At 44.6% G+C, this 24,955-nt stretch carries 22 protein-coding genes; 5 read left to right on the forward strand and 17 right to left on the reverse strand.

Translation table 11 applies throughout. The features are described from left to right. Positions 1–442: 442 nt before the first annotated feature. From HRQ85_RS15015 to HRQ85_RS15025, 3 genes are all read right to left on the reverse strand, one after another. Positions 443–1,705 (reverse strand): NupC/NupG family nucleoside CNT transporter, encoded by a 1,263-nt coding sequence (locus HRQ85_RS15015; RefSeq protein ID WP_017058833.1) that lies wholly within the window; start codon positions 1,703–1,705, stop codon positions 443–445. Between the two features lie 204 nt (positions 1,706–1,909). Then, entirely contained in the window at positions 1,910–2,722 is an 813-nt protein-coding gene (locus HRQ85_RS15020) for a TatD family hydrolase (RefSeq protein WP_172379955.1), read from the reverse strand. Next, positions 2,703–2,858 (reverse strand): DUF5363 family protein, encoded by a 156-nt coding sequence (locus tag HRQ85_RS15025; protein ID WP_172379956.1) that lies wholly within the window; start codon positions 2,856–2,858, stop codon positions 2,703–2,705. Before HRQ85_RS15025 ends, HRQ85_RS15020 begins: the two co-directional genes overlap by 20 nt. Positions 2,859–3,101: 243 nt before the next feature. Between HRQ85_RS15025 and HRQ85_RS15030 the strand changes: the two genes are divergently transcribed. Then, entirely contained in the window at positions 3,102–4,811 is a 1,710-nt protein-coding gene (locus HRQ85_RS15030) for a hypothetical protein (RefSeq protein ID WP_172379957.1), read from the forward strand. A 96-nt stretch (positions 4,812–4,907) separates the two neighbouring features. After that, positions 4,908–5,621, forward strand: a complete 714-nt coding sequence (locus tag HRQ85_RS15035) for a hypothetical protein (protein ID WP_172379958.1) — start codon at positions 4,908–4,910, stop codon at positions 5,619–5,621. Here HRQ85_RS15035 and HRQ85_RS15040 read toward each other — a convergent pair. The 6 genes from HRQ85_RS15040 to ubiT all read right to left on the reverse strand — a co-directional run bounded on the left by HRQ85_RS15040 (position 5,618) and on the right by ubiT (position 10,270). After that, positions 5,618–6,448: a LysR family transcriptional regulator gene (locus HRQ85_RS15040; RefSeq protein WP_050633585.1), complete on the reverse strand. Its 831-nt coding sequence runs from the start codon at positions 6,446–6,448 to the stop codon at positions 5,618–5,620. The two genes, HRQ85_RS15035 and HRQ85_RS15040, sit on opposite strands and share 4 nt — an antisense overlap. Before the next feature lie 106 nt (positions 6,449–6,554). Continuing rightward, positions 6,555–8,135, reverse strand: a complete 1,581-nt coding sequence (prfC, locus tag HRQ85_RS15045; RefSeq protein ID WP_172379959.1) for a peptide chain release factor 3 — start codon at positions 8,133–8,135, stop codon at positions 6,555–6,557. Between the two features lie 137 nt (positions 8,136–8,272). Then, entirely contained in the window at positions 8,273–8,728 is a 456-nt protein-coding gene (rimI, locus tag HRQ85_RS15050) for a ribosomal protein S18-alanine N-acetyltransferase (RefSeq protein ID WP_172379960.1), read from the reverse strand. Further along, complete coding sequence (locus HRQ85_RS15055; protein WP_050633587.1) at positions 8,721–9,119, reverse strand: DNA polymerase III subunit psi; 399 nt, start codon at positions 9,117–9,119, stop codon at positions 8,721–8,723. The genes rimI and HRQ85_RS15055 overlap by 8 nt, the downstream gene beginning before the upstream one ends. 136 nt (positions 9,120–9,255) lie before the next feature. Further along, the gene (locus tag HRQ85_RS15060) at positions 9,256–9,759 is read right to left on the reverse strand and encodes a GNAT family N-acetyltransferase (RefSeq protein ID WP_172379961.1); all 504 of its coding nucleotides are present in this window, start codon (positions 9,757–9,759) and stop codon (positions 9,256–9,258) included. After that, on the reverse strand, positions 9,743–10,270 hold the full coding sequence (ubiT, locus tag HRQ85_RS15065; protein WP_050645398.1) for a ubiquinone anaerobic biosynthesis accessory factor UbiT: 528 nt from the start codon (positions 10,268–10,270) through the stop codon (positions 9,743–9,745). Before ubiT ends, HRQ85_RS15060 begins: the two co-directional genes overlap by 17 nt. A 258-nt stretch (positions 10,271–10,528) precedes the next feature. Here ubiT and HRQ85_RS15070 point away from each other — a divergent pair, with 258 nt between their 5' ends. The 3 genes from HRQ85_RS15070 to HRQ85_RS15080 all read left to right on the forward strand — a co-directional run bounded on the left by HRQ85_RS15070 (position 10,529) and on the right by HRQ85_RS15080 (position 14,647). After that, positions 10,529–12,568, forward strand: a complete 2,040-nt coding sequence (locus tag HRQ85_RS15070) for a sensor domain-containing protein (RefSeq protein WP_172379962.1) — start codon at positions 10,529–10,531, stop codon at positions 12,566–12,568. 168 nt (positions 12,569–12,736) lie between these two features. Continuing rightward, positions 12,737–13,750 carry a ubiquinone anaerobic biosynthesis protein UbiU gene (gene ubiU / locus HRQ85_RS15075; RefSeq protein WP_172379963.1) on the forward strand — a complete coding sequence of 338 codons (1,014 nt, stop codon included), beginning with the start codon at positions 12,737–12,739 and terminating at the stop codon, positions 13,748–13,750. 18 nt (positions 13,751–13,768) lie between these two features. Continuing rightward, the gene (locus HRQ85_RS15080; protein ID WP_172379964.1) at positions 13,769–14,647 is read left to right on the forward strand and encodes a U32 family peptidase; all 879 of its coding nucleotides are present in this window, start codon (positions 13,769–13,771) and stop codon (positions 14,645–14,647) included. An 85-nt stretch (positions 14,648–14,732) separates the two neighbouring features. Here the strand turns inward: HRQ85_RS15080 and HRQ85_RS15085 are convergent, their stop codons facing one another. The 8 genes from HRQ85_RS15085 to infB all read right to left on the reverse strand — a co-directional run bounded on the left by HRQ85_RS15085 (position 14,733) and on the right by infB (position 24,946). Next, positions 14,733–16,070, reverse strand: a complete 1,338-nt coding sequence (locus HRQ85_RS15085) for an MATE family efflux transporter (protein WP_172379965.1) — start codon at positions 16,068–16,070, stop codon at positions 14,733–14,735. Positions 16,071–16,159: 89 nt separating this feature from the next. Beyond that, positions 16,160–16,567: a MarR family winged helix-turn-helix transcriptional regulator gene (locus HRQ85_RS15090; RefSeq protein ID WP_017056675.1), complete on the reverse strand. Its 408-nt coding sequence runs from the start codon at positions 16,565–16,567 to the stop codon at positions 16,160–16,162. A gap of 152 nt (positions 16,568–16,719) precedes the next feature. Further along, complete coding sequence (nlpI, locus tag HRQ85_RS15095; RefSeq protein WP_048605659.1) at positions 16,720–17,643, reverse strand: lipoprotein NlpI; 924 nt, start codon at positions 17,641–17,643, stop codon at positions 16,720–16,722. Positions 17,644–17,767: 124 nt separating this feature from the next. Continuing rightward, positions 17,768–19,888: a polyribonucleotide nucleotidyltransferase gene (gene pnp / locus HRQ85_RS15100; RefSeq protein WP_172379966.1), complete on the reverse strand. Its 2,121-nt coding sequence runs from the start codon at positions 19,886–19,888 to the stop codon at positions 17,768–17,770. Between the two features lie 378 nt (positions 19,889–20,266). Next, positions 20,267–20,536 carry a 30S ribosomal protein S15 gene (gene rpsO / locus HRQ85_RS15105; protein ID WP_010436144.1) on the reverse strand — a complete coding sequence of 90 codons (270 nt, stop codon included), beginning with the start codon at positions 20,534–20,536 and terminating at the stop codon, positions 20,267–20,269. Positions 20,537–20,754: 218 nt separating this feature from the next. Then, positions 20,755–21,708, reverse strand: a complete 954-nt coding sequence (truB, locus tag HRQ85_RS15110) for a tRNA pseudouridine(55) synthase TruB (RefSeq protein ID WP_172379967.1) — start codon at positions 21,706–21,708, stop codon at positions 20,755–20,757. After that, a complete protein-coding gene (rbfA, locus tag HRQ85_RS15115; protein ID WP_017065964.1) occupies positions 21,708–22,121 on the reverse strand; it encodes a 30S ribosome-binding factor RbfA in 414 nt (137 codons plus the stop codon). The genes truB and rbfA overlap by 1 nt, the downstream gene beginning before the upstream one ends. Positions 22,122–22,255: 134 nt before the next feature. Beyond that, on the reverse strand, positions 22,256–24,946 hold the full coding sequence (gene infB, locus HRQ85_RS15120) for a translation initiation factor IF-2 (protein ID WP_059020115.1): 2,691 nt from the start codon (positions 24,944–24,946) through the stop codon (positions 22,256–22,258). Positions 24,947–24,955 lie beyond the last annotated feature (9 nt).

Genomic DNA, 24,955 nt, shown 5'->3' on the forward strand with positions numbered 1-24,955 from the left:
GCTCAGTAGCCACAAATGAACGGACTTGGTTCCCTGAAGACTTGATAACTTTCGCTACCAATTGCAATCCTTGTCACCGCACAGTACCAGTTTGGTCTATGGCACAACAAATCAGTCATGTTGTGTCTAACATCTATAGCGTATCGCTAATTTTGGCTTAATCCCAGAAGAATAACGTTCGAGTTGATTTCGAGGTTACTTTCTTGCCAACAGAGATATCCTATCCCTTTAGCTTATACATTATAGGTATCCATCAATAAATTGTAGTGCTCCTTAGAACGCAAACGGTTTGTATCTCAAAAAAACATTCTAGACCCATTAATCGACTTCAAGCTGATGCTTATGCCAAAGAATCACTAGGCCTAAAAACAAAAAAGCCCCGCAGCAATTTCTTGCTACGGGGCGATATTATTATGGCGTCTATATATCGATTTCTAACTAATTAGAAAGACAGGAAGAAGCCAGCAATTGTTGCTGCCATCAGGTTAGATAGAGTACCAGCAATTACCGCTTTAACACCCATACGTGCGATGTCGTGACGACGGCTTGGTGCAATACCACCTAGACCACCTAGAAGAATCGCAATTGAAGAAAGGTTTGCGAAACCACATAGTGCGAATGCGATGATAGCTTGAGTCTTCTCAGACATCACTTGACCAGTTGCTGCAACAACTTGAGCGTTTTCACCAACGTATGGTACGAAGTTTAGGTATGCAACGAATTCGTTAACAACTGTCTTCTGACCAATGAAAGAACCAGCGATAGTTGCTTCTTCCCATGGAACACCAATGATGAATGCTAGCGGTGCGAAGATCCAACCTAGAAGAAGTTCTAGAGTTAGGTTTTCCATACCGAACCAACCACCGATGCCACCTAGGATACCGTTGATTAGAGCAATTAGACCGATGAATGCTAGTAGCATTGCACCAACGTTAAGTGCTAGTTGTAGACCAACTGATGCGCCACCTGCTGCTGCGTCGATAACGTTAGCTGGTTTGTCATCGCCACCGTCCATTTCGTCAGCGATGTTGTCGTCTGGCGTATCTGTTTCAGGCTTGATGATTTTAGCGAATAGTAGACCACCAGGTGCTGCCATGAATGACGCTGCAACTAGGTACTCTAGAGGTACACCCATAGATGCGTAACCTGCTAGTACACCACCAGCTACAGAAGCCAAACCACCACACATTACTGCGAATAGTTCAGAGTTAGTCATTTTAGGAACAAATGGACGAACAACTAGAGGTGCTTCAGTTTGACCAACGAAGATGTTTGCTGCTGCAGACATAGACTCAGCGCGAGAAGTACCTAGAGCTTTCTGAAGACCACCACCAAGAACTTTGATTACAATTTGCATAACACCAATGTAGTAAAGTACAGAGATAAGTGCAGAGAAGAAAATCAGAGTTGGTAGTACTTGGAAAGCAAAGATGAAACCGATACCGTCAACTGAGAAGTTAACTAGGCTGCCGAATAGGAAACCAGTACCGTCTTTACCGTAGTCGATCACGTTTGCTACACCAGCAGAGAAACCTGCAAGTAGATCACGACCCCAAGGGATGTAAAGTACGAATGCACCAAGTGCGAATTGGATAGCGAAAGCGCCACCCACTGTTCTTAGATTAATAGCTTTGCGGTTGTCAGATAGTAGTACTGCGATTGCGATCAGTGCAACCATTCCGACTAGGCTCATAAACAGGCTCATAGTTTATGACTTCCTTATTAGTTATTTATTGGCGTGTTACAAAATGGGGCTATAAAGCGGAGGCAATTATACTCATGCGACCACTAATAAAGTAATGCCGTCCTCACACTTTCGTAGAAGATTCATGTACCATTCACACGCAAATGTGACCCAAATCACAAGCTCAGTGCAATTTACGCAAACGATAAACAAAAACCTTCGATTTTATTCACATATACCGAATGCACGATGGCTATTTTGCCAAATTTGCGCTGCAATCGATTGCTTTGACTCTTTTCTAAGCAAAAAAAGTTCATTTAAGATCGTAACTAAATGTTTGGAATGGTTAACATTTCCTTGATTTCCATACATGGGCATGTCCGGAGCATCCGTTTCCAACACCAAGCATTCAAGGGGCAGTTTTGCGATGGTTGTGCGCGTTTTTTGCGCTCTTGGGTAAGTTATCGTTCCACCGACGCCAATATAGAAGCCGAGCTTGATCCACGCTAAAGCTTGCTGTTCACTCCCTGAAAAACCGTGAATCACCCCTCCAAAAGTAAACTTGTGTTGCTTTAACAACGCAATAAGTCGGTTATAAGACTTCCTCTCATGGATGATTAAAGGCAGCTCAAACGCCTTGGCAAGTTCCATTTGTTGGATGAAAAAGCGCTCTTGTTTCTCTCGTTCAACGTCCACAAAGAAGTCGAGCCCACACTCTCCTATCGCGATACATTGGCTATTTTTTGAAGAGAGTAACTGGCTAAGTTCCGAAAATTGTTCGTCATTGGCCTGCTCTAAAAAGTATGGATGGAAGCCTAATGCATAGTAAACATTGGTGTGAGATTGAGCGATTTCATCAAGCCTCCTCCAGTTACTTTGGCCAATAGAAGGGATGATTAACTTCTCAACTTGGGCTTGTTTCGCATCTTTAAGATAGCCATCAATAGTTTGACCAGGTGTAAAACCTTGCTCAAACGCCTCAAAATCCGCGTGGCAATGAGTATCAAACAGCGGAAAGTCACTTATTTGCTGTGTCATCTTCCCTACTCTCCGTTTGTTTCCCTTGAGGATCACGACGATGAGGCACACAGCTGCGCTTATTCTCAGGCGTTAAACCAAGCTCCTCGCACCACTTATCGTATTTTTTAATCCAAGTTTTTATCCAACCCAACATACTTACCTCAAGTCTACTCAATACTCATGACAAACCAACACATAAAGCAAAGCGTCATAACAACATATAAAAACAACAAATGAGTTCAATAAACACCCAAAAACAATCAGATATATAAATTAAATTTATATATTAACACTAGCTGGCTATATTGTTGAAAATCTCACCACAGCGAATAATAAACGCACTTGCCAAGGAGGCATTGATAGCAAGACGCTCCATTCAATAACGAGATCCTACTTTATGAAAGCATCACTCTTAGCCATATCAATTTCTAGCGTATTAGCAGCACCTGCTTTTGCTTCTGCACCTCAAGTTGACGTAGAACTAGCAAACCAACAAACACTTCAACTTATTGACGGGCAGATGAACGCTATTGATGCTTCTGTTCAGTATAAATTAAACGAACAATATGCCAATGCGACTCCAGGCACGACAGCTACAATCGATGACGTAACTTACGAAAAACAATCTAACGGCACTTGGGCTGCAGTTGGTGCCGCTTCAGCTGCGTTGGTTGCAGGGCTGTTAAGTAGTTCTTCATCTTCCAGTTCATCTGACAACGGTAATACAATCCCAGAGCTTCCAGTCACTACTTCAATGGACAGTGTTGGTACATGGAAAGTCGCGGATAATGACAGTGGATATATTGTGACTCTTGCTGGGCAAGAGGTTTATGTTGATTCAAGCAATGTGACACTTAACAACGATGGTACAGCAACCATTGTCGTGAACGATCGCAAGCTTATAGTAGGAATCAATGGAGATGAGCTTTACCGAGTAGATCAAGTTAGCCATCCAGACTTAGATATTCCTGATTGGGGCGATACACCTGACTTTGGCAACGGCATTATCGGTGAGGGTTGGACTCGTGTCGACATTGGCGCGGGTGTTCAAGACTTCTATCGCTTTGAAAAAGTGACTGAAGGCGGTGTGAAAACAGTTGAAGTTAACGACCAGCGTAAACACGATGGTGGTGTTCATGTCAGCATTAATGGTGGTGATTGGAAGCACTTCGACGGTTCTAAAATTGCTGCAGCTAAAGACTTCATCGATGAGCACTTAAAGCCTGTTGATATGCCTCAACTGTCTGACCCAGAATACGGCAACGGAATTGTCGGTGAGGGTTGGACTCGTGTCGACATTGGCGCGGGTGTTCAAGACTTCTACCGCTTTGAGAAAGTGACTGAAGACGGTGTAAAAACAGTTGAAGTTAACGACCAACGTAAACACGATGGTGGTGTTCATGTCAGCATTAATGGTGGTGATTGGAAGCACTTCGACGGTTCTAAAATTGCTGCAGCTAAAGACTTCATCGATGAGCACTTAAAGCCTGCTGATATGCCTCAACTGTCTGACCCAGAATACGGCAACGGMATTRTCGRTGAGGGTTGGACTCGTGTCGACATTGGCGCGGGTGTTCAAGACTTCTACCGCTTTGAAAAAGTGACTGAAGACGGTGTAAAAACAGTTGAAGTTAACGACCAGCGTAAACACGATGGTGGTGTTCATGTCAGCATTAATGGTGGTGATTGGAAGCACTTCGACGGTTCTAAAATTGCTGCAGCTAAAGATTTCATCGAGCAGCACTTGAAGCCTGCTGATATGCCACAAATCGACGCCCCTGCGAAGCCAACTATTTCTGCTGGGTTAGAAGGTGACAACATTGTTGTAACGATAAATGGTAAATCTCAAACGACTGACTATACAGCTGAGGCTGATGACCGTGGTGTCGTTCACATCAAAGATCGCCATGGAAATATTGTGGGTGAAGGCTACATAGATGAAGTAAATGGAACAGTTACTTTTGGGAACGGTATTGTTGTAAATGACCGAGGTGATGTAACACTCCCTCCAGCAGTTAAAAACAACGTAAAAGACAGGGTTCAATCTATCGACCCAACCAAGCTACAGAAAGCTAAATCAGCAATCCAACAGCGTTTGCGCGGTTAATCTAAAACCAAGTTAAACCAGTTCACCCGATAATAGTTACTCCTATTATCGGGTGTTTGTACTCACTAGCTAAGGAAAGCGATTCGGAATTTGAATATGAAACGCCTTCTACTAATACTTGCTTTGACCTTCCCTTTTTACTCGTCTGCAAATGACACCCTTGTTGAATCTATTGAGCGTTTTACAGATATCTTTTCCGTCAGCTTATCTCAAAATCCAGACAGCGAAAAAACCGTTGCCACTCTTGATATAAACTATCAAATCAATGATAAGTTGCGTGTTTTCGGAGAAGTTGATACTCAAGAATATTGGCAAGCTGGATTGGGATATTCATTCTGGCAGGGGGACACGTACTACACAGAAAACACAATAAAAGTCAGCGAACATGAGATCACAACAGGCATTTTTATCGCTAAGTTAATTCATGAAAATTGGACACTGCTTGGAGATATTAACTACAACTATATGGATAGAGATTTCGAAGCTTGTCTTCCAAACTTATGCGTGGAATATAAAGTCTCTGACACATTCGATTATAGTGCAGGCGCTCTGTGGAGCCCGATTCAATATGCTGATTTTCTTTACAAATTCAATCAAGAAATTGGATTCAAAAAAGATACTCAAGATTTTTACATCAAAGATGATACTGCTACGAGCCCTGGATATATCAGAAATGAAACTAGGACCAACATTCATTATCACGAGGTCGCTGTATTCTTTAATTTGAAGTATGTAAAACCGTCTGTCACCTATACGATATATCCTGAAAGTAAAAACTATGTTGAATTCGGCCTAGCCTTCGATTTCTAGCGATTTAATAACTGCTTAAGCTCATCTCGCAATTCTTGATGTTGTCCATTAGTTTGATACTTCTTGTGATAGAAAAACTCAAACTCCACGGGACGCATTGAAAATGGAGGCTCATGAATCTGTAAACCGATGGTTTTAGCTAAATCGATCATGCTAACCGGAATGGCAGCAATATAGTCCGTCCCCTTTACAGCTAAGATCAAGTTCGTTAGGTTTCGGACTTCAATTGCCACATCACGGGTGAAGCTCTTTTCGGAAAGAAAGTCGACTATTTGAGTATCTTGGCGAAGTAACTTTAAAGTTACATGTCTTGCTGCAAGAAAATCATCCATAGAAATCAGCTCGCGAAACTGACCAACCTCAGGGTCACTCATAAGAAGTAGTCTGTCGGTAGTTGCAAATTCAGACGCTAAACTTGTCTGTTTAGGCAAACCAGTATCGACCACTAAATCTACTCGGTTGAGTCGGATATCCTCGACTACGCTCTCTACAGAAATTGGAGATTCAACCAGCTGAACACCATTGAGCATAGGCATTTTGTGGAGAAGGTTTGCTGGCATATAAACGGTAAAATCACGCTTTCTTGATACTGCACCTTCCATCAACTCTAAAGCATCAGATAATTGACCTGCCAATTTGTGAGCCATTGACGTTGGTTCTATTGAACGCCCTACTCTTACGAACAACGCATAGCCTACCACCGCTTCAAACCTCTTAATTGCAGCACTGACCGCAGGTTGAGTTAGCTCTAACGATTCAGCAGCTTTGGTTATCGATCTTTGTTGATATACAGAGAGGAATGGCTTTACTAAATTGAGATCAAACACGCTTTACTCCATCAAAACGGTGTACTCTTAGTGTAACAAAAAAGCCGAATGCTAGAAGCAATTCGGCTTTAATATTATCCAACAGTGTTATGTAGAACTGTCGCTATTAGTGCTCGCGCGTCGCTCGGAATTGAACTTCAGGGAAACGTTCAGAAGCTAGGTTCAAGTTCACCATAGTTGGTGCGATGTAAGACAGGTTGTCACCGCCATCTAGCGCTAGGTTAGATTGATTCTTACGTTTGAATTCTTCTAGTTTCTTAGCGTCATCACATTCAACCCAACGAGCTGTTGCAACGTTAACACCTTCGTAGATAGCTTCTACGTTGTATTCCGCTTTCAAGCGCGCTACAACCACGTCGAACTGAAGTACACCAACCGCACCAACGATCAGGTCGTTGTTTTGCATAGGACGGAATACTTGTACTGCGCCCTCTTCTGAAAGCTGAACTAAGCCTTTTAGAAGTTGCTTCTGCTTAAGTGGATCGCGTAAACGAATACGACGGAATAGCTCAGGTGCGAAGTTAGGAATACCAGCGAACTTAAGGCTCTCACCTTGAGTAAAGGTATCACCAATCTGGATAGTACCGTGGTTATGTAGACCGATAATATCACCCGCGTATGCTTTTTCAGCACGTGCACGGTCACCCGCCATAAAGGTTACCGCATCAGAGATACTTACACTCTTTCCTGTACGAACATGGTTCATCTTCATACCTTGGTTGTAAGTACCCGAAACGATACGCATGAATGCGATACGGTCACGGTGTTTAGGGTCCATGTTTGCTTGGATCTTAAAAACGAAACCAGAAAACTTCTCTTCTGTCGCTTCAACATCACGCTCGTTCGCTTGACGCGTTTGAGGCGCTGGAGCCCATTTAGTTAGACCATCAAGCATGTGGTCAACACCAAAGTTACCTAATGCAGTACCGAAGTAAACCGGCGTTAATTCACCCGCAAGGAACAGTTCGTGATCAAACTCAGGGCAAGCACCGATAACAAGCTCTAGCTCTTCACGTACGCTTTCCGCAAGATCAGCACCTACCGCTTCATCTAGCTCAGGGTTATCTAGACCTTTGATGATGCGAACTTCTTGGATCTCGTGGCCGTGGCCAGATTCATACAAGATCGTTTCATCACGGTGAATGTGGTAAACACCTTTAAACTCTTTACCGCAACCGATAGCCCATGAGATTGGAGCACAAGCCATACCTAGCTCGCTCTCTACTTCATCAAGCACTTCCATTGGGTCACGAACGTCACGGTCAAGTTTGTTCATAAACGTTACGATTGGCGTATCACGCAGACGTGTTACTTCCATTAGTTTACGAGTACGATCCTCGACACCTTTCGCAGCATCGATAACCATCAAACAAGAGTCAACCGCTGTTAGCGTACGGTACGTATCTTCCGAGAAATCTTCGTGTCCTGGAGTATCTAGTAGGTTTACTAGGCAATCATTGTATGGGAATTGCATTACCGACGTAGTTACCGAGATACCACGTTCTTTTTCCATCTCCATCCAGTCAGATTTAGCGTGCTGGTTAGAGCCACGGCCTTTTACGGTACCCGCTTTTTGAATCGCGTTTCCGAATAAAAGAACTTTTTCAGTAATCGTGGTTTTACCCGCATCCGGGTGAGAGATAATCGCAAACGTTCTACGTTTGCTCACTTCTTGTTGGAAAGACATAGTCGCCCTTTGCTGATCTAAAGCGTAAAAAGGGCAAGTAGATAATACTTGCCCTTGAATTCTGTGTGCGGATTATACAGAAAGCGTGTCACTTTCTAAAGGGTCAGTTTACACCCTATTTTTAGTGTACTCTCAGCTTAGCTAAAAGACATAAAAAGATAGCTCATAATGATGGCGTCTTCGTTGCCTTGCTTGGTTGGATAATAGTTACGACGGCGATCAACTTCATTGAAGCCGGCCTTTTCATAAAGGTTAAACGCATTCACATTACTTTCGCGAACTTCTAGCCAAGCGCTTTCCGCGCCAGCTTGTTCGCACATATCAAGGAAATATTCAGTTAACGCTTTTCCATACCCTTTGCCTTGCTGGTTTGGGTCTACCGCGATATTAAGCAGCGTGACTTCGCCAACGATGTTTTGCGCGAAGAAGTACCCGACCACTTGCCCATCGACTTCAAGCACATGATGACAAGCGCCTCGGCTATCAAGATCTCGGATCATGTTTTCAGACCAAGGGTGAGAATGCGCGGCCTGCTCTATCTTCCAAATGGCATCTAGGTGTTGTTGTGAAGTCGGTAAAAGTTGATTAGTCATAAGCACAAATTTGTTGCCATAAGTCGCGGCGGTGTTGGTTGTTACCGTTAATGTCAGACAGTAATGGCGATTGAAGTGTTTTAGCCTTCAGCTCTTGAGGTGACTCGCAACCAGCAAACCATACCCACTCAACCGAACCTAAATCCACAGTAGACAAGTGTTGCGGTTGAAGGTGTAAAGCCTGAGATAAGTCGAGCTTGATACTTTTGAGTACTCGCTCAAACATCACGGCGAGATCTTCCTGAGGTTTTTCAGGCGAAACCAACAGTAACTTGCAATCGTTCGAGAGCGGAGTCAATTCAGATTCATAACCCGCTAAACGCTCTGGATGACTTAGCTCCCATTGGCTAATGCCCATCTCTTGTAGGTATTGCGCGTGTGTTTGTGACATATCTAGCGGTAGTAACCTTAAGTTGATTAGAGCCGAAGCTTATTAGAACTGGGCTGATACTAACAAAAAATAAAGGAGCATCAAGCTCCTTTATTTAGACTAAATCAGTTTGTATCTTATTGCGTGATAAATCAGCTTATAAGTCGTTGAACTCTGGGCTGTAAACAATCTCACCAGCATGTCCAGCAAACGCACCGTCTACCAATTCAATCGCTTGGAAAGCGCCTTCAGGCACATCCCAAACACAACTCAGGCCAAACTCGCTCGCTGCCTTGAAACCAAAGCGGCTGTAATAAGCAGGGTCACCCAACACAACGCAAGCTGGGTAACCAAAATCAACCAAAGTGGAAAACGCATCTTCAACTAGAGATTTGGCAATGCCTTGGTTGCGGAACTCTTCTTTCACTGCGAGAGGCGCAAGCCCTTGCCAGTTATGATCGTCGCCATCAAGAGTGATAGGGCTAAACATCAGGTGACCAACCACCTCGCCTTCATCAGAACAAGCCACCAGCGATAGCGTTAAATGGCTATTCTCACGCAAGCTCATAACCAAGTTAGCTTCTGCATCTGTTTCAAAAACAGATTTCAATAAACGATCAATGACAAGTATATCTGCCGGTGCTTCAGTTCGAATAAGCATTCATTACCTCACTTTGTGTATCTGGGGATTGTACCCCCTTCTGCACAAAATCAGCTAATTGATTTAACAAAGTTTTCATAGGAGTCGGCAATAAGTCCAAATCTACGCTATCCATCAAGTTCTTAACTTCTAAACCGAGCTCGGTATCGCCTTCAATAGACAGTCTACGCTGGAAGAAAAGCGTATCAGGGTCTTCTTTACGCCCCGCAATCAACACAAGATCGTTAAGATTACCGCTAAAGCTTACATCTTCAGTCACCTCTTTATCAGCTACAACCAGTTGCTCATTTTTGTAGCTAATACACCAACTTAACCCCATGTCTTTTATTGAGACTTTCAGCCATTTGTCTTCTAAAAACTCAAAGTCACCGTCCTCTAAAGCTTCCTTGAAGACATTCTTAAGCGCCTCCAATAAGGCTCTTTTTTGTACTGTTTTAGGCAATAACTGGACTGGAGATCGCAAAATTGATGCGGCATTTTGAACTAGTTGAGTGCGAATCTTGTTTATCACGTGACTTATCCGTAACTTTGTCAATAATATGGAATGCATCATAGATGATGTTGAGATCTCAGTTACTGTTATGTATCAAATTAACCTCTGTTTGACACTCGACCTTTAATATCCTGAAAATCACAGTTATAGTAACTCAGGTAATGAGAATTACAGCGGATCGCTGCACTCACAGGTAAATATCGATAGCCACACAAAAAGTAATAAATATTTATCGATAGTGAATATTCAAGCTCTTGGAGAATTGGTAGTACTTTGATGCCTCCCCAGCAACTACAACATTGGTTTACCCAGCTAACTGCAAATAGTCCGTTCTTTTTTGCAGTACTTGATGCTCAACATAACTATTTTATGGTGAATGAGCGTTACTGCGATATTGCTGGTTTAAGTCAAATAGAGCTTGCAGGCATGAATGACCGCCAAACATTGGGCGAACAGTTCTACCAACATCTCAAGCCTTACTATGAGCGTGCATTCAGTGGCGAAACGATTGAGGCCGAAGTCACCCTCAACGAAACTGATCTCGATACCAGCCTTCATTTCAGCCTATCTCCGCTTACCAATGGCAACAAAACCGACTACATCGTCTTTCACGCCTTCGACACTTCAGAAAACCAAGTACTTGTCCGTTCTTTAGAAGAGTCCGAAGCCAAATTCCACAAGCTATCTCAACTACTTCCAGATGGATTACTGCTCGTTGAAAGTGACTACATTTTGTCATCCAACCCAGCAGCAGCACGCTTGCTAGGCTTTAACTCAACCACAGAGTTAATTGGCGAAGAGTTGGGGCGCCTATTTATCGATGAACAAACCAAAACAGTCTTCAATAATAACCTCAGCTCTATTATTTCTGAGTCTGGTTTGGTTTGCTTAACGGGTGCACGATGCGGCTTTGAACGTAAGGTTCAGCTCAACATCGACTCCACCACTGTTCTTGGAAGCAACACTCAATTAATGCTTATCCAAGACGCACAAGAAACCGCAAAACAATATACTCCGGCAAACAGTGAAGATGCCTACATCGATGCACTGACCAAGCTCTACAACCGAGTTGGGTTTACTAAGCGTCTTGAGCAGTTCATTCACAACGATACGCCGGTGGTGATGCTCTACTTAGACATTGATAACTTTAAGAATATCAATGACTCACTTGGTCATCACATCGGTGACAAGGTGATTAAAGAGGTCGCTTCGCGTCTTAAACGCTTACTGCCTCGTAAGGCCGTGATTGGGCATTTAGGTGGGGATGAGTTTGGTATTATCCTGCCAGAACCTGAACATCAGCGAACACCTGAAATGCTCGCTGAAAAGATCATCTCCCTGATCAATCAACCCTTCGATCTTCACCACTTTAGCAAGCGCTTAGCCTGCTCGATTGGTAGCGTGAGCTTTCCTCAAGATGGTACTGATGCTCGTATCTTGCTGCAAAATGCAGACACAGCAATGTATGAAGCGAAAGATCGTGGTCGCAATCGTCTAATCAAGTTCAACGAACAGATGAACAAAGAAGCGCGTATGAGACTGTGGCTTGAGATAGAGCTCCAAAAAGCACTGCAACAAAATGGACTTGAGGTTTGGTATCAACCGAAAGTGAATGCCCGTGATTTCACCATCAACGGCGCTGAAGCTCTGGTACGTTGGAAGCATCCTGTCGAAGGTTATATCAGCCCGGCCGCGTTCATTCCTGTAGCAGAACGAGCAGGACTTATTGAACAACTTGGCCGAGTGGTGATGCGCGAAGTATTTGCTACGGTTAAGCGCTGGAAGATGCAAGGTATCCTTCCAGGTCGTGTCGCGATCAACCTTTCACCAGAACAGTTTGGTAATCCAAAGCTAATTGATTACATGGAAAAATTACTGCGTTCGACCGAGCTTGATCCAAGTGCGATTACATTCGAGTTGACGGAAAGTGCGGTGATGAGTGATAGTGAACACACACTGCAAATGCTTAACGCCATCAAGAAACTTGGCTTTGCTCTATCGATTGATGATTTTGGTACCGGCTACTCTTCACTGTCTTACCTTGCTCGCTTCCCAATTGATGAGCTTAAGATAGACCGTGCTTTCATCTCTGATATCGACACCCTACCAAAGCAAATCACCGTAATTGAAAACATCATCAACCTAGGTAAATCTCTCGATTTGACCGTGGTTGCAGAAGGTGTCGAAACCAGTGAGCAAGCGACTCTGCTGTCTAACCTCAACTGTAGTTCGATTCAAGGCTTCCACTTCTATCGTCCGCAACCAAAACAAGATGTCGAAGAGTTGTTTGCCCAAAACCGCCGTCATAAGAACTAATCAAATACCTCAAATTTAAACCAAGCCAACATGTAAAACGGTCACTCGTCAGTACCTCAAACGGAGTAAAAGCAGATTTATCCATCTAAACCTGCCTTACATCAATTCCGTCATTCACAATTCTTCATAAAATGCTCGCTTCAACTTAATTCTACTGGTAGTGAGCAAATGGAACTCTTATGCCCAGCGGGTAACTTACCTGCTTTGAAAACCGCTATTGATTGTGGTGCGGATGCTGTCTATATCGGATTCAAAGACGATACCAATGCCCGACACTTTGCAGGCCTAAACTTTGCGGGTAAAAAGCTCGATCGTGCTGTGCAGTATGTGCATGACCACAACAAGAAAATTCATGTTGCCCTAAACACGTTTGCTCACCCAAATGGCTTCGACCGTTGGACCAGTGCCGTAGACAACGCCGCTGCACTGGGTGTTGATGCACTGATCATCGCAGACATCGCGGTGCTTGAGTACGCAGCAAATAAGTATCCAGATCTAGAACTGCACCTATCAGTGCAAGCATCTGCGACCAATGCGGCGGCTATCGACTTCTACCATAAAAACTTCAACGTTAAGCGTGTCGTGTTGCCTCGCGTATTGTCGATTCATCAGGTCAAACAGCTTTCTCGTAATATCACTTCTGACGTTGACCTTGAAGTATTCGCTTTTGGTAGCTTGTGTATCATGGCTGAAGGCCGTTGCTACCTCTCTTCATACATGACTGGCGAATCACCAAATACTGTTGGTGCTTGTTCTCCGGCGAAATACGTTCGCTGGCAAGAAACAGAAACTGGCCTCGAGTCTCGCTTGAACGAAATCCTTATCGATAAGTATGAAGCAGGTGAGAACGCAGGTTACCCAACGCTGTGTAAAGGCCGCTTTGAAGCCGATATCGATGGTGAACGTAAGCGCTATCACGCACTTGAAGAGCCAACCAGCCTCAACACGCTATCCATGCTGCCTGAGCTTTTCGCGGCGAATGTTGCCTCAGTGAAGATTGAAGGTCGCCAACGCAGCCCTGCTTATGTTGAACAAGTCACTCGCACTTGGCGCGCTGCTATCGATCGCTACTTAGCGAACCCAGAACAATACCAAGTGGAACAAGCTTGGAATGCGACACTGGCGAATGTATCGGAAGGTACACAAACCACGCTTGGCGCTTATCACCGTAAATGGCAATAGAGCCAAATGGAGAACTCAATGAAATACGCATTAGGCCCTCTACTTTATTTTTGGCCAAAACAAGACGTTGAAAGCTTCTATGAGCAAGCGAAATCAAGCTCTGCTGACATCATCTATCTAGGTGAAGCTGTGTGTTCAAAACGTCGTGAGATGAAAGCGAAACACTGGATGGACATTGCCAAAGAGCTGTCTGCTTCAGGTAAGCAAGTAGTCCTCTCGACCATGGCTTTGCTCGAAGCGCCAAGCGAAGTCAACATCATGAAGAAGTACATTGATAACGGTGACTTTGCTATCGAAGCCAATGATGTGTCTGCAATTCAACTGGCCAGCGAAAGCAAAGTACCTTTCGTGGTTGGCCCAGCAGTGAACACCTACAACGCGCGCACCCTGAACCTGTTCTTGAAACAAGGTATGACGCGTTGGTGTATGCCGGTTGAGCTTTCTCGCGAATGGCTAAGCAACGTAATGACCCAGTGTGAAGAACTGAACATCCGTAATAAGTTCGAAGTAGAAGTGTTTAGCCACGGCTACCTGCCGCTTGCTTACTCAGCACGCTGCTTTACCGCTCGCGCGGAAAACAAAGCTAAAGACGATTGCGAAACCTGCTGTATCAAGTACCCAACAGGGCTACAAGTAGAAAGCCAAGAAGGCCAATCAGTCTTCAATCTTAATGGTATCCAGACGCAATCAGGCTACTGCTACAACCTAGTCAATGATTTGCCGAACATGCACGACTTGGTTGATGTGATTCGTTTAAGCCCACTCGGTATCGATACCTTCTCTGAAATCAACAACTTCAGAGCGAACGAGCAAGGTCAAAAACCGATGAAGATTGAAAGCCGCCAATGCAATGGTTACTGGCATCAGCTTGCAGGTTTAGACGTTAAGAACATCTAGTTCCTCGCATTGAACTAACCAGCAACAGATACAAAAAAGGTCTAGCATTCGCTAGACCTTTTTAATTCGACTTAAGAAACACGACCTATGCCGTCGCTGTTTCCATCGGTGAGGCATTGAGCTTCTTTAAGTCTTTGTAGAGCATCACCATCACCACCACACTTAGCGCGATGTTAGACAGTGGGTACGCAATCCAGATCCCCGGCACACCGTACAACTTGGGCATAATGTACAAGAAAGGTAACTGGATAAGCATATTGCCTATCGTCACAAACATCGCCTTGCTGCCCTTGTTCACAGCCTGATAGTAAGCACCTGCTACTACCAAGAAGCCATCCAGCGCCAGTGCAAACATGTGAAGTCGAATACCCAACACGGTGTACTCAACTAACTGAGGTTCGTCTGAGTTAAATACTGATACAAACTCACGTGGGAACGCGTTCAGAAGCAGCACGAACGCCACACCAATCAATACCGAACTCATCATCGCTATCTTAAGTAACTTACGGATGTTCGCTTGGTTACGCGCACCATGATTGTAGCTCACCAATGGTTGCATGCCGTTAGCGATACCTTCAGCCGTGAGGTAATAAACCGTCACGATGTAGCCCAAAATAGCGTAAGCACCAATCATCAACTGGTCGCCATATTGAGAGAACAACGCATTGTGTAGCGCCACCATCATCGAACCATAAGCGTACATAAAGAAGCTTGATGTACCAATAGCGAAGATTTGTGGAATCACATCCAGCTTCAGTCTCAACTCATTCCAACGTAAACGTAGGTTTGCTCGACGTGAGAAGAAGTAAGCCAAGCCGAGAGCTGTTACCACAAACTGGGCAATCGCTGTTGCTAATGCTGCGCCCATCAACTCCCAGCCATAGAGAGCGATAAACAGGTAATCGAGCACGATGTTAATCACCGCACCAACGATCATCAGTATCGTCGCTAGATTAGGGCTGTCATCGTTACGCAGTAGAAACGGCATCGCGATCGAACCTAACGTGAAGACACTGGCAGCAATCAGAATGTGTAAGTACTGCAGGCCAAGTTCATACACTCGCCCTTCAGCGCCCTGCCAAAGCAAGAAGTTATCAGCAAACAAGAACAGCAATGCAGAAACAATAGGCGTTATCGCTAACAACAAGGTTAAGCCCGTTGCTAAGATCTGTTTAGCGCCTTGAGTATCTTTTTCACCTTGGCGAATCGAGACAAGCGCCCCCGTACCCACACCCACCAACATACCAATACCGAGAATCGAACCAATCACAGGCCAAGCAACATTGATACCTGCAAGTCCATCAGCCCCCACATAGCGGCCGATGAAGATGCCATCCACCACTTGGTACAGGCCATTAACCAACATGGCTGCCACGGTAGGGATTGTGTATCGCCAAAACTGGCGACTAATTGAGTTACTCATTTCTTACTCTACTTTCATTTGTGAGTCGTATATCAACAAGATATGACTCGAAAAATTAGTTAACAAGGCTAACTAAATATCTAAATTAGTTACTTCAAAGCTTTATTTAATAATAGGTTTAGCTGCTGAGATTCTTGCTCAGACAAACGACTTTCCAGTATCTGTGCCATGACCTGATAGATCTTACTTTCTTCTTCCAAGCCGACTTCCGCTTTGCTGGTCAGTACGACCAACTTAGATCTCGCATCTTCGAGCGAAGCTTTACGCTCCACAAGCCCCTTTCTCTCTAGCCTTTGAACCATAGTGGTTGCAGAAGGCTTGGTCACCTGCATCTCAATCGCCAGATCCGTCAATCGGATCGGTTCAGGAGAGGCTTGTATGACCTTCAAATAGTCATACTCATTGAAACTCAATTGGCAAATAGGATCTTCATTTACCTGAGTGCGCCATATCTTAGAGGCGAAGCGCTCAATCTTTTCTAAATTCTGGTTCAGCATACTCACCTAATCAAGAATAGCATTTAGTTAGCAAGGCTAACTATTTTAGTATTGTTTAAATAAAAAGCAATCAAAAACGAGCCCCGTTTATAAAAAAGGAGCATAAAAAAACCGCTGACAGGCAGCGGCTTTTCGGAATCAAAATGTGTTGCTTACTTAGCGTTGGCTTCTTCTTCGGCCTCAGCTAGCTTAACTTGTGCTAAGTGCTCAGCTTTAAGCGTGGTGAAGATACGGCTTAACTCTAAGAAAGAGTAACGGTGTTCTACGTATTCATACACGTTAAAAGAAACCGCTAACTTGTACAAAGAGATCGCATTCGCGTAGTCACCATTCATGTGGTAACGCTTAGCAAGGTAGAAGTACGTCTCTGTTAGGCGCTGCGCAAGTAACGTGTTGTCACGAGTACCGGTTAAGATCGCCTTGAAAGCCTGCTCTTCAGTGATGTCATCAAGCATAATCGCGACTAATACCCAGCCCCACTGCTCATCACGGCTCTCGTAACGTTTTTGTAAATCAAGCTTAGCCTGCTCTGGCGTCAGCTCATGCTGAATGATGTACAACCAAAGAGCGCGAAACGGATCACTAGGATCATCGGCATAGTGCTTCATCATCTCTTCATTGGCTAAGTCGTAACGCTCGCCATAGTAAAGCGCGATAGAGCGGTTTCTTTCTGCGTAAGAGTTTGCAGGATCAAGCTCTAACGTAGAATCAAAAGATTCATAAGCCGCATCAAACTCCCCTACCTGCGTAAAGTAAACACCCAAAAGATTGAAGATATCAGGTTGAGCAGGGTTCAATGAAAGAGATTGGTTGAAGTCGAGACGCGCGAGATCACGCAGGCCAACACTGTCGTAGTAGTTACCACGTTCAAACAGCATCTTAGCTCGAACTTCATCGTTCAAATCTGGGCGCTGTAATAACTGACTAAGACGTGCAATTTGAACTTCTTGCTGAACGCTTGGTTGCAGTGGCACAGCCATCGGTGGATAAACCCAACGTGAGGTGTTATCTGATGTTGTCGCACAACCTGTTAGTACAAGCAGTAAACACATACTCGCGGTTTGAAACCATTTCACAAATAATTACTCCTGTTATGACCGCAATAAAAAAGGGGAGCGATATGCTCCCCTTTATAACATGCTTTGTTGACGATAGGTTAGAAATCACTAAAAAGCGATATCACCATCGACACACTGAGAATTACTCAGCAGCAGGTGCTTCGCCTTCAGCTGGCGTTTCAACAGCTTCTTTCATGCTTAGACGTACACGGCCTTGACGGTCAATTTCAAGAACCTTAACAGGAACTTCTTGACCTTCAGTTAGGTAGTCAGACACTTTCTCAACGCGTTTATCAGCGATTTGAGAGATGTGTACTAGACCATCTTTACCTGGAAGGATAGTAACGAATGCACCGAAGTCAGCTAGACGAGCAACTTTACCTTGGTAAATGCGGCCAACTTCAACTTCAGCTGTGATCTCTTCGATACGACGGATAGCTTCTTTAGCAGCTGCGCCTTCAGTAGCAGCAATCTTGATTGTGCCATCGTCTTCGATTTCGATTGTAGTACCCGTTTCTTCACAAAGAGCACGGATAACTGCGCCGCCTTTACCGATAACATCTTTGATCTTATCAGAGCTGATTTTCATTGTGTGGATACGTGGAGCGAATTCAGAGATATCTTCACGAGCACCAGAGATAGCTTCATCCATTACAGAAAGGATGTGCTTACGTGCACCTTGCGCTTGGTTAAGTGCAATTTGCATGATCTCTTTAGTGATACCTTCGATCTTGATGTCCATTTGAAGTGCAGTGATACCAGCGTTAGTACCTGCTACTTTAAAGTCCATGTCACCTAGGTGATCTTCGTCGCCAAGGATGTCAGAAAGAACAACGAAATCGTCGCCTTCTTTAACAAGACCCATTGCGATACCCGCAACAGAAGCTTTGATTGGAACACCAGCATCCATAAGCGCTAGAGATGTACCACATACAGAAGCCATTGAAGAAGAACCGTTAGATTCTGTGATTTCCGATACAACACGAACTGTGTATGGGAATTCTTCAACAGAAGGCATTACTGCTTGGATACCACGTTTAGCAAGCTTACCGTGACCAATTTCACGACGCTTAGGAGAACCAACGAAGCCAGTTTCACCTACACAGTATGGAGGGAAGTTGTAGTGTAGAAGGAAGTTGTCTTTCTTCTCACCCATTAGGCTGTCGATGATTTGAGCATCACGTTGTGTGCCAAGCGTTGCAGTAACAAGTGCTTGAGTTTCACCACGAGTGAATAGAGAAGAACCGTGTGTACGTGGAAGAACACCAGTACGTACGTCTAGCGCACGAACCATGTCTTTTTCACGGCCATCGATACGTGGGTTGCCAGCGATGATGCGGCTACGTACTACGTTTTTCTCTAGAGAACCAAGCATGCCGCGGATTTCGCGCTCATCTAGGTTTTCGTCTTGTGCAATTAGAGCTTCAACAACGTCGTTCTTGATTGCGCCAACTTGCTCGTAACGAGCCATTTTCTCAGTGATCTGGTACGCGTCAGATAGACGAGTTTCAGCTTGCTCAGCAACTTTAGCTTTAAGCTCAGTATTAACTGCTGGCGCTTCCCAGTTCCAAGATGGAGTTGCAACTTCAGCTGCAAATTCGTTGATCGCTTTAATTACAACTTGTTGTTGGTCGTGACCGTAAACAACAGCTGAAAGCATTTCTTCTTCAGATAGGTTATCTGCTTCAGATTCAACCATAAGTACTGCGCCTTCTGTACCAGACACAACTAGGTCTAGTTTAGAATTTTCAAGCTCAGTATTTGATGGGTTAAGAACAAGTTCGCCGTCGATATGACCAACACGTGCAGCACCGATAGGACCATTGAATGGAGCACCAGAGATAGCAAGTGCAGCAGACGTTGCGATCATAGTGATCATGTCTGGGTTTACGTCAGGGTTGATAGAAACAACCGTAGCGATAACTTGAACTTCGTTTTTAAACGCACTTGGGAAAAGTGGACGAATTGGACGGTCAATCAGACGAGCTGTTAGTGTTTCGCCTTCAGATGGACGACCTTCACGCTTGAAGAAACCACCAGGGATTTTACCCGCAGCGTATGTGCGCTCTTGGTAGTTTACTGTTAGTGGGAAGAAGTCTTGACCTGCAACTGCTTCTTTCTTAGCAACAACAGAAACGAATACTGAAGTATCGTCCATAGTCGCCATTACAGCAGCAGTAGCTTGACGTGCAATTACGCCCGTTTCTAGAGTAACGGTGTGGTTACCGTACTGGAACGATTTTACAACTGGTTTTTCAAACATTGTATATCCTTAGCTCTAAAGTCAGACTTTAGATTAAGTGAATAATGACTCAAGACATTACCAATCGCGACTAGTGAAAAGGGACTTAGGATGGTGACTCTTTGTATGAGTTCATACGCCGAATTAGGACCAAATCCGCCTTTGAATAGTCGCGACCTATTGGCCGACATCTGTGACTGTAATCTCTTGAGAGGTTGATTGCCAAACGCTGAAAACGCTATAGGCGGGCGTAGTATAAACTATTTTTATTAGGAGATATATTTCCTATCAGAAAAAGCCAGATGATATTCTGAGCATCCAACCTAGCATTTTCTTACAGGCACAAAAAAAGGAGCATAAATGCTCCTTTTCTTCAAACTGTCTTTGCAGACATCGCTATTAGCGACGTAGACCTAGACGCTTGATTAGGTCTTGGTAACGAGCAAGGTTTTTGCCTTTCAAGTAATCAAGAAGCTTACGACGGCTAGAAACCATACGTAGTAGACCACGACGGCTGTGGTGATCGTGTTTGTGCGCTTTGAAGTGACCTTGTAGGTGGTTGATAGAAGCAGTAAGTAGTGCTACTTGTACTTCTGGTGAACCTGTGTCGCCTTCAGATTGTGCGTATTCTGCAACGATTGCTGCTTTAGTTTCTGCATTCAGAGACATAATTCTCTCCTGATAAGAGTAAGTTTATATTTGTAGCAGCCAATCTCTGATTCAGCCGCTACGCGAGCCGAGGATTATAGGGAAGTTTGTCAGTTGGTGCAATAACAATCGAACCCATTAAAAACGAAAAAAGCGAACCACCTAAATTAGGCGTTCGCTTTCTGTCTTATTTGCTCGCTTTTCACGACTCAGCGCTAAGATCAGACACGATGTAAGCGCTACGCTTGTTGCTCTTCATCTCTGAAAACAACCAAACGCTTCGGTGCAACTCGACCATCTTCAGCAATCTGAGCAACGCCGACAAACAGCTTCTCTTCGCCACTTGTCATACGAACCGTGCCTTCAGTTGGCGCACCAGCAACCTGAACTGGCATACCGTGCTGAACTAGGTCAGTCAGTTCCGCGTTCAAGTTTACTTCTGGTAAGTCTTCAACAGCAGTGTCCATTGGCATCAGCAGTGGATCAAGCAGCTCTTTCGGTGCAATTTCTTGCGCCAGTGCTTGCTCTAGGATCTCGTTTAACTGATCCAAAGTCACCATACGCTCGTATGGGTACTTCGCTACACCAGTACGACGAAGCATAGTCACGTGAGCACCACAACCTAGCATTTCACCAAGATCGTCGGTAATTGTGCGGATGTATGTGCCTTTCGAACAATGCACTTCCATTTCAACTTCATCACCTTCAAAGCGAAGCAGTTCAATAGAGTACACAGTGATCTTACGAGACTCACGAGGAACCTCGATACCTGCACGTGCGTATTCGTACAAAGGCTTACCTTGATACTTCAATGCCGAAAACATTGATGGTATTTGATCGGTTTCACCCTTGAAGCTCGCAATGCAACGCTCAAGCTGTTCTTGAGTCACGTTAACATCACGTGTCTCTACCACTTCACCATCTGAGTCAGAGGTATTGGTACGCTCACCAAGCTTAGCGATAACAACGTAGCGCTTATCAGAATCTAGAAGAAACTGAGAGAACTTCGTCGCTTCACCAAGACAAATTGGCAGCATGCCAGTCGCAAGAGGATCCAGAGCACCGGTGTGCCCTGCCTTCTCTGCAAAGTAAATACGCTTTACTTTTTGCAGTGCATCATTAGACGAAATACCAGTCGGCTTATCTAATAGAATTACCCCGTTGATAGGGCGACCTTTACGACGGCGAGCCATTACTCTTCGCCCTTAGACTGAGTTTCGTCAGTGCGGCCAGCTTCTTCTTGCTTACGCTTGTCGTCGTTCAGAACTTCACTTACTAGGTTAGACATACGCATGCCTTCTACTAGTGTGTTGTCGTAAGTAAAACGAACTTCAGGCGTTAGACGGTGGCGAATACGCTTACCAAGAGCCATACGAACTGGCACTTCATGCTCTTTAAGAGCTTTAAGACATGATTCAGGAGTTTGCTCACCAACACACAGGAAAGTCACGAACACTTTTGCGTAAGCAAGGTCACGAGACACTTCTACGTCTGAGATAGTTACCATACCAATACGTGAGTCACGAACTTCACGTTGTAGGATAAGCGCAAGCTCTTTTTGAAGCTGCTGAGACACACGTTGTGTGCGGCTAAATTCTTTTGACATTTTCTTTTCTCACTTAGAAAGATGGGGGGCTTGGTAATTACCAGCCCCCCATGGTGTATTCAACAACCGATTACTTATTACCTTTACTAGTAATGTTAGTAACCTTAGTCAATATGTCGAGTCGTACAGACTGATTAGTCTAGAGTACGTTTAACCTCAACGATTTCGAATACTTCGATCTGGTCACCAACGCGAACGTCGTTGTAGTTCTTAACGCCGACACCACACTCGTAACCGTTCTTAACTTCTTGTACGTCATCTTTAAAGCGACGAAGTGACTCTAGTTCACCTTCGTAGATAACAACGTTTTCACGAAGTACGCGGATTGGGTTGCTACGCTTAATCGTACCTTCAGTAACGATACAACCAGCGATTGCACCAAGTTTAGGCGACTTAAATACGTCACGAACTTGTGCAAGACCAATGATCTCTTGACGGAATTCAGGAGCAAGCATACCGCCCATCGCCTGTTTAACTTCGTCAATTAGTTGGTAAATGATTGAGTAGTAACGTAGATCTAGGTTTTCGTTCTGAACCGTGTTACGCGCAGTTGCGTCAGCACGAACGTTGAAACCAAGGATGATAGCGTTAGAAGCTGCAGCAAGAGTTGCATCAGTTTCAGTAATACCACCAACACCAGAACCTACGATGTTCACTTTAACTTCGTCAGTAGACAGTTTCAGTAGAGAGTCAGCAATCGCTTCTACAGAACCTTGAACGTCAGCTTTAAGTACAACGTTAAGCTCAGCAACTTCGCCAGCCGTCATGTTCGCGAACATGTTCTCTAGTTTCGCTTTTTGTTGGCGAGCTAGTTTAACATCACGGAATTTACCTTGACGGTAGTTCGCAACTTCACGTGCTTTACGCTCATCACGTACAACAGTCGCTTCGTCACCTGATGCAGGTACACCAGAAAGACCTAGAATTTCTACAGGGATAGATGGACCTGCAGTTTCGATGTCTCTGCCGTTCTCATCGCGCATTGCACGAACACGGCCGTACTCTTGACCACAAAGAACGATATCGCCTTTGTTTAGAGTACCAGACTGTACTAGTACTGTTGCAACTGGACCGCGACCTTTATCAAGACGAGATTCAACAACAACACCAGACGCCATACCTTCTTTAACCGCTGTAAGTTCAAGAACTTCAGACTGAAGAAGGATTGCTTCTAAAAGACCATCGATGTTTGTACCCTGTTTTGCAGAGATGTGAACGAAGATGTTCTCACCGCCCCATTCTTCAGGGATAACGTCGTATTGAGCTAGCTCATTCTTAACGTTGTCTGGGTTTGCACCCTCTTTATCGATCTTGTTCACAGCAACAATCAGAGGAACGCCTGCCGCTTTCGCGTGCTGGATTGCTTCGATTGTTTGTGGCATTACGCCATCGTCTGCTGCAACTACAAGTACAACGATATCTGTCGCTTGAGCACCACGAGCACGCATAGCTGTAAACGCCGCGTGTCCAGGAGTATCAAGGAAAGTGATCATGCCGTTGTCAGTATCTACGTGGTAAGCACCAATGTGCTGCGTGATACCGCCAGCTTCGCCAGAAGCAACGTGTGCTTTACGAATGTAATCAAGTGTTGAAGTTTTACCGTGGTCAACGTGACCCATGATAGTAACAACAGGAGCACGACCTTCAGCGATAGCATCGCTATCACGGTCAGCTAGTACTGCTTCTTCAAGTTCGTTTTCTTTACGTAGGATTACCTTGTGGCCCATTTCTTCAGCAACAAGTTGTGCTGTTTCTTGGTCGATCACTTGGTTGATAGTCGCCATAGCGCCCATCTTCATCATTACTTTGATAACTTCAGTTGCTTTAACTGACATTTTGCTAGCCAGTTCAGAAACAACGATAGTTTCGCCGATAGCAACGTCAGATTTAGCAACAGTTGCTGACTTATCGAAGCCTTGCTGCATTGAAGTTGGTTTAGCAAGCTTACCTTTACCGCCACGACCACGTTGGTTACGACCACCACGGTTGTTTGCAGGTTGGTTAGCAGGAGCTGCTTTCTTCTTGCGACGACGAGGTGCTTTCTCATCTTTCTTATCTGCCGCATCTTCAGCTTCACGAGCGTAAGTAGAAGTAGTCACATGGTAATCCGCAGATTTCTCTTGCTCTTTCTTCTTCTTCTCTTCTTCAGACCAACGTTCTTGGTTCTCTTCTGCTAACTTACGAGCTTCTTCAACAAGCTTAGCTGCTTCAGCTTCTGCTTTACGAGTTGCTTCTTGCTCTTGACGAGCTTTAAGTTCATCCGCTTCTTTTTTCGCTTGTGCGTTAGCGTCTGCATTTTTTGAATTCATGTCTTTTTTAGCCTTTTCAGCTTGTGCGCGTTGAGCCTTCTCTTCAGCTTCACGTTTTGCATCCGCTTCACGTGTTACTTTTTCTTCGGCTTCGCGCTGTGCTTTCTCTGCAGCATCACGTTTCGCTTGCTCTTCAGCATCGCGTTGTGCTTTCTCTTCCGCTTCACGATTAGCTACTTCCTCAGCTTCACGTTTCGCTTCATCTTCAATAGTGCTGCGCTTCACGTAAGTACGCTTTTTACGTACCTCTACTTGAACATCCTTACTCTTACCGCCTCCAGCGGCAACACTTAGCGTGCTGCGGGTCTTGCGTTGAAGAGTTAAACGAGTCGGTTCTGTTTCACCTGAAGTATCGCCGTGCTCCTTTTTAAGGTGCGTTAGCAATGTTTGCTTCTCTGAATCAGTCACTTGATCCGACCCTGCTTTCTTCATTCCTGCATCAGCAAGTTGTTCAATTAAGCGGTCAACTGGCGTACCAATCTCTTCACTCAGTGCTTTAACTGTTAATTGTGTCATACCGCTTTC

Origin of the sequence: Vibrio sp. Vb339 (genome assembly GCF_902751245.1) — a bacterium.
Classification (GTDB): Bacteria; Pseudomonadota; Gammaproteobacteria; order Enterobacterales; family Vibrionaceae; genus Vibrio; species Vibrio coralliirubri.

Excerpts from the sequence above, each read along its gene's own strand:
- rbfA (WP_017065964.1), bottom strand. The coding sequence starts at position 22,121 with ATGTCAAAAGAATTTAGCCGCACACAACGTGTGTCTCAGCAGCTTCAA.
- HRQ85_RS15060 (WP_172379961.1), bottom strand. The coding sequence starts at position 9,759 with ATGCTTATTCGAACTGAAGCACCGGCAGATATACTTGTCATTGATCGT.
- HRQ85_RS15025 (WP_172379956.1), bottom strand. The coding sequence starts at position 2,858 with ATGTTGGGTTGGATAAAAACTTGGATTAAAAAATACGATAAGTGGTGC.
- HRQ85_RS15015 (WP_017058833.1), bottom strand. The coding sequence starts at position 1,705 with ATGAGCCTGTTTATGAGCCTAGTCGGAATGGTTGCACTGATCGCAATC.
- infB (WP_059020115.1), bottom strand. The coding sequence starts at position 24,946 with ATGACACAATTAACAGTTAAAGCACTGAGTGAAGAGATTGGTACGCCA.
- HRQ85_RS15080 (WP_172379964.1), top strand. The coding sequence starts at position 13,769 with ATGAAATACGCATTAGGCCCTCTACTTTATTTTTGGCCAAAACAAGAC.
- HRQ85_RS15090 (WP_017056675.1), bottom strand. The coding sequence starts at position 16,567 with ATGCTGAACCAGAATTTAGAAAAGATTGAGCGCTTCGCCTCTAAGATA.
- ubiU (WP_172379963.1), top strand. The coding sequence starts at position 12,737 with ATGGAACTCTTATGCCCAGCGGGTAACTTACCTGCTTTGAAAACCGCT.
- rpsO (WP_010436144.1), bottom strand. The coding sequence starts at position 20,536 with ATGTCTCTGAATGCAGAAACTAAAGCAGCAATCGTTGCAGAATACGCA.
- truB (WP_172379967.1), bottom strand. The coding sequence starts at position 21,708 with ATGGCTCGCCGTCGTAAAGGTCGCCCTATCAACGGGGTAATTCTATTA.
- pnp (WP_172379966.1), bottom strand. The coding sequence starts at position 19,888 with ATGTTTGAAAAACCAGTTGTAAAATCGTTCCAGTACGGTAACCACACC.
- prfC (WP_172379959.1), bottom strand. The coding sequence starts at position 8,135 with ATGTCTTTCCAACAAGAAGTGAGCAAACGTAGAACGTTTGCGATTATC.
- rimI (WP_172379960.1), bottom strand. The coding sequence starts at position 8,728 with ATGACTAATCAACTTTTACCGACTTCACAACAACACCTAGATGCCATT.
- HRQ85_RS15020 (WP_172379955.1), bottom strand. The coding sequence starts at position 2,722 with ATGACACAGCAAATAAGTGACTTTCCGCTGTTTGATACTCATTGCCAC.
- HRQ85_RS15085 (WP_172379965.1), bottom strand. The coding sequence starts at position 16,070 with ATGAGTAACTCAATTAGTCGCCAGTTTTGGCGATACACAATCCCTACC.
- HRQ85_RS15070 (WP_172379962.1), top strand. The coding sequence starts at position 10,529 with ATGCCTCCCCAGCAACTACAACATTGGTTTACCCAGCTAACTGCAAAT.
- HRQ85_RS15035 (WP_172379958.1), top strand. The coding sequence starts at position 4,908 with ATGAAACGCCTTCTACTAATACTTGCTTTGACCTTCCCTTTTTACTCG.
- HRQ85_RS15055 (WP_050633587.1), bottom strand. The coding sequence starts at position 9,119 with ATGTCACAAACACACGCGCAATACCTACAAGAGATGGGCATTAGCCAA.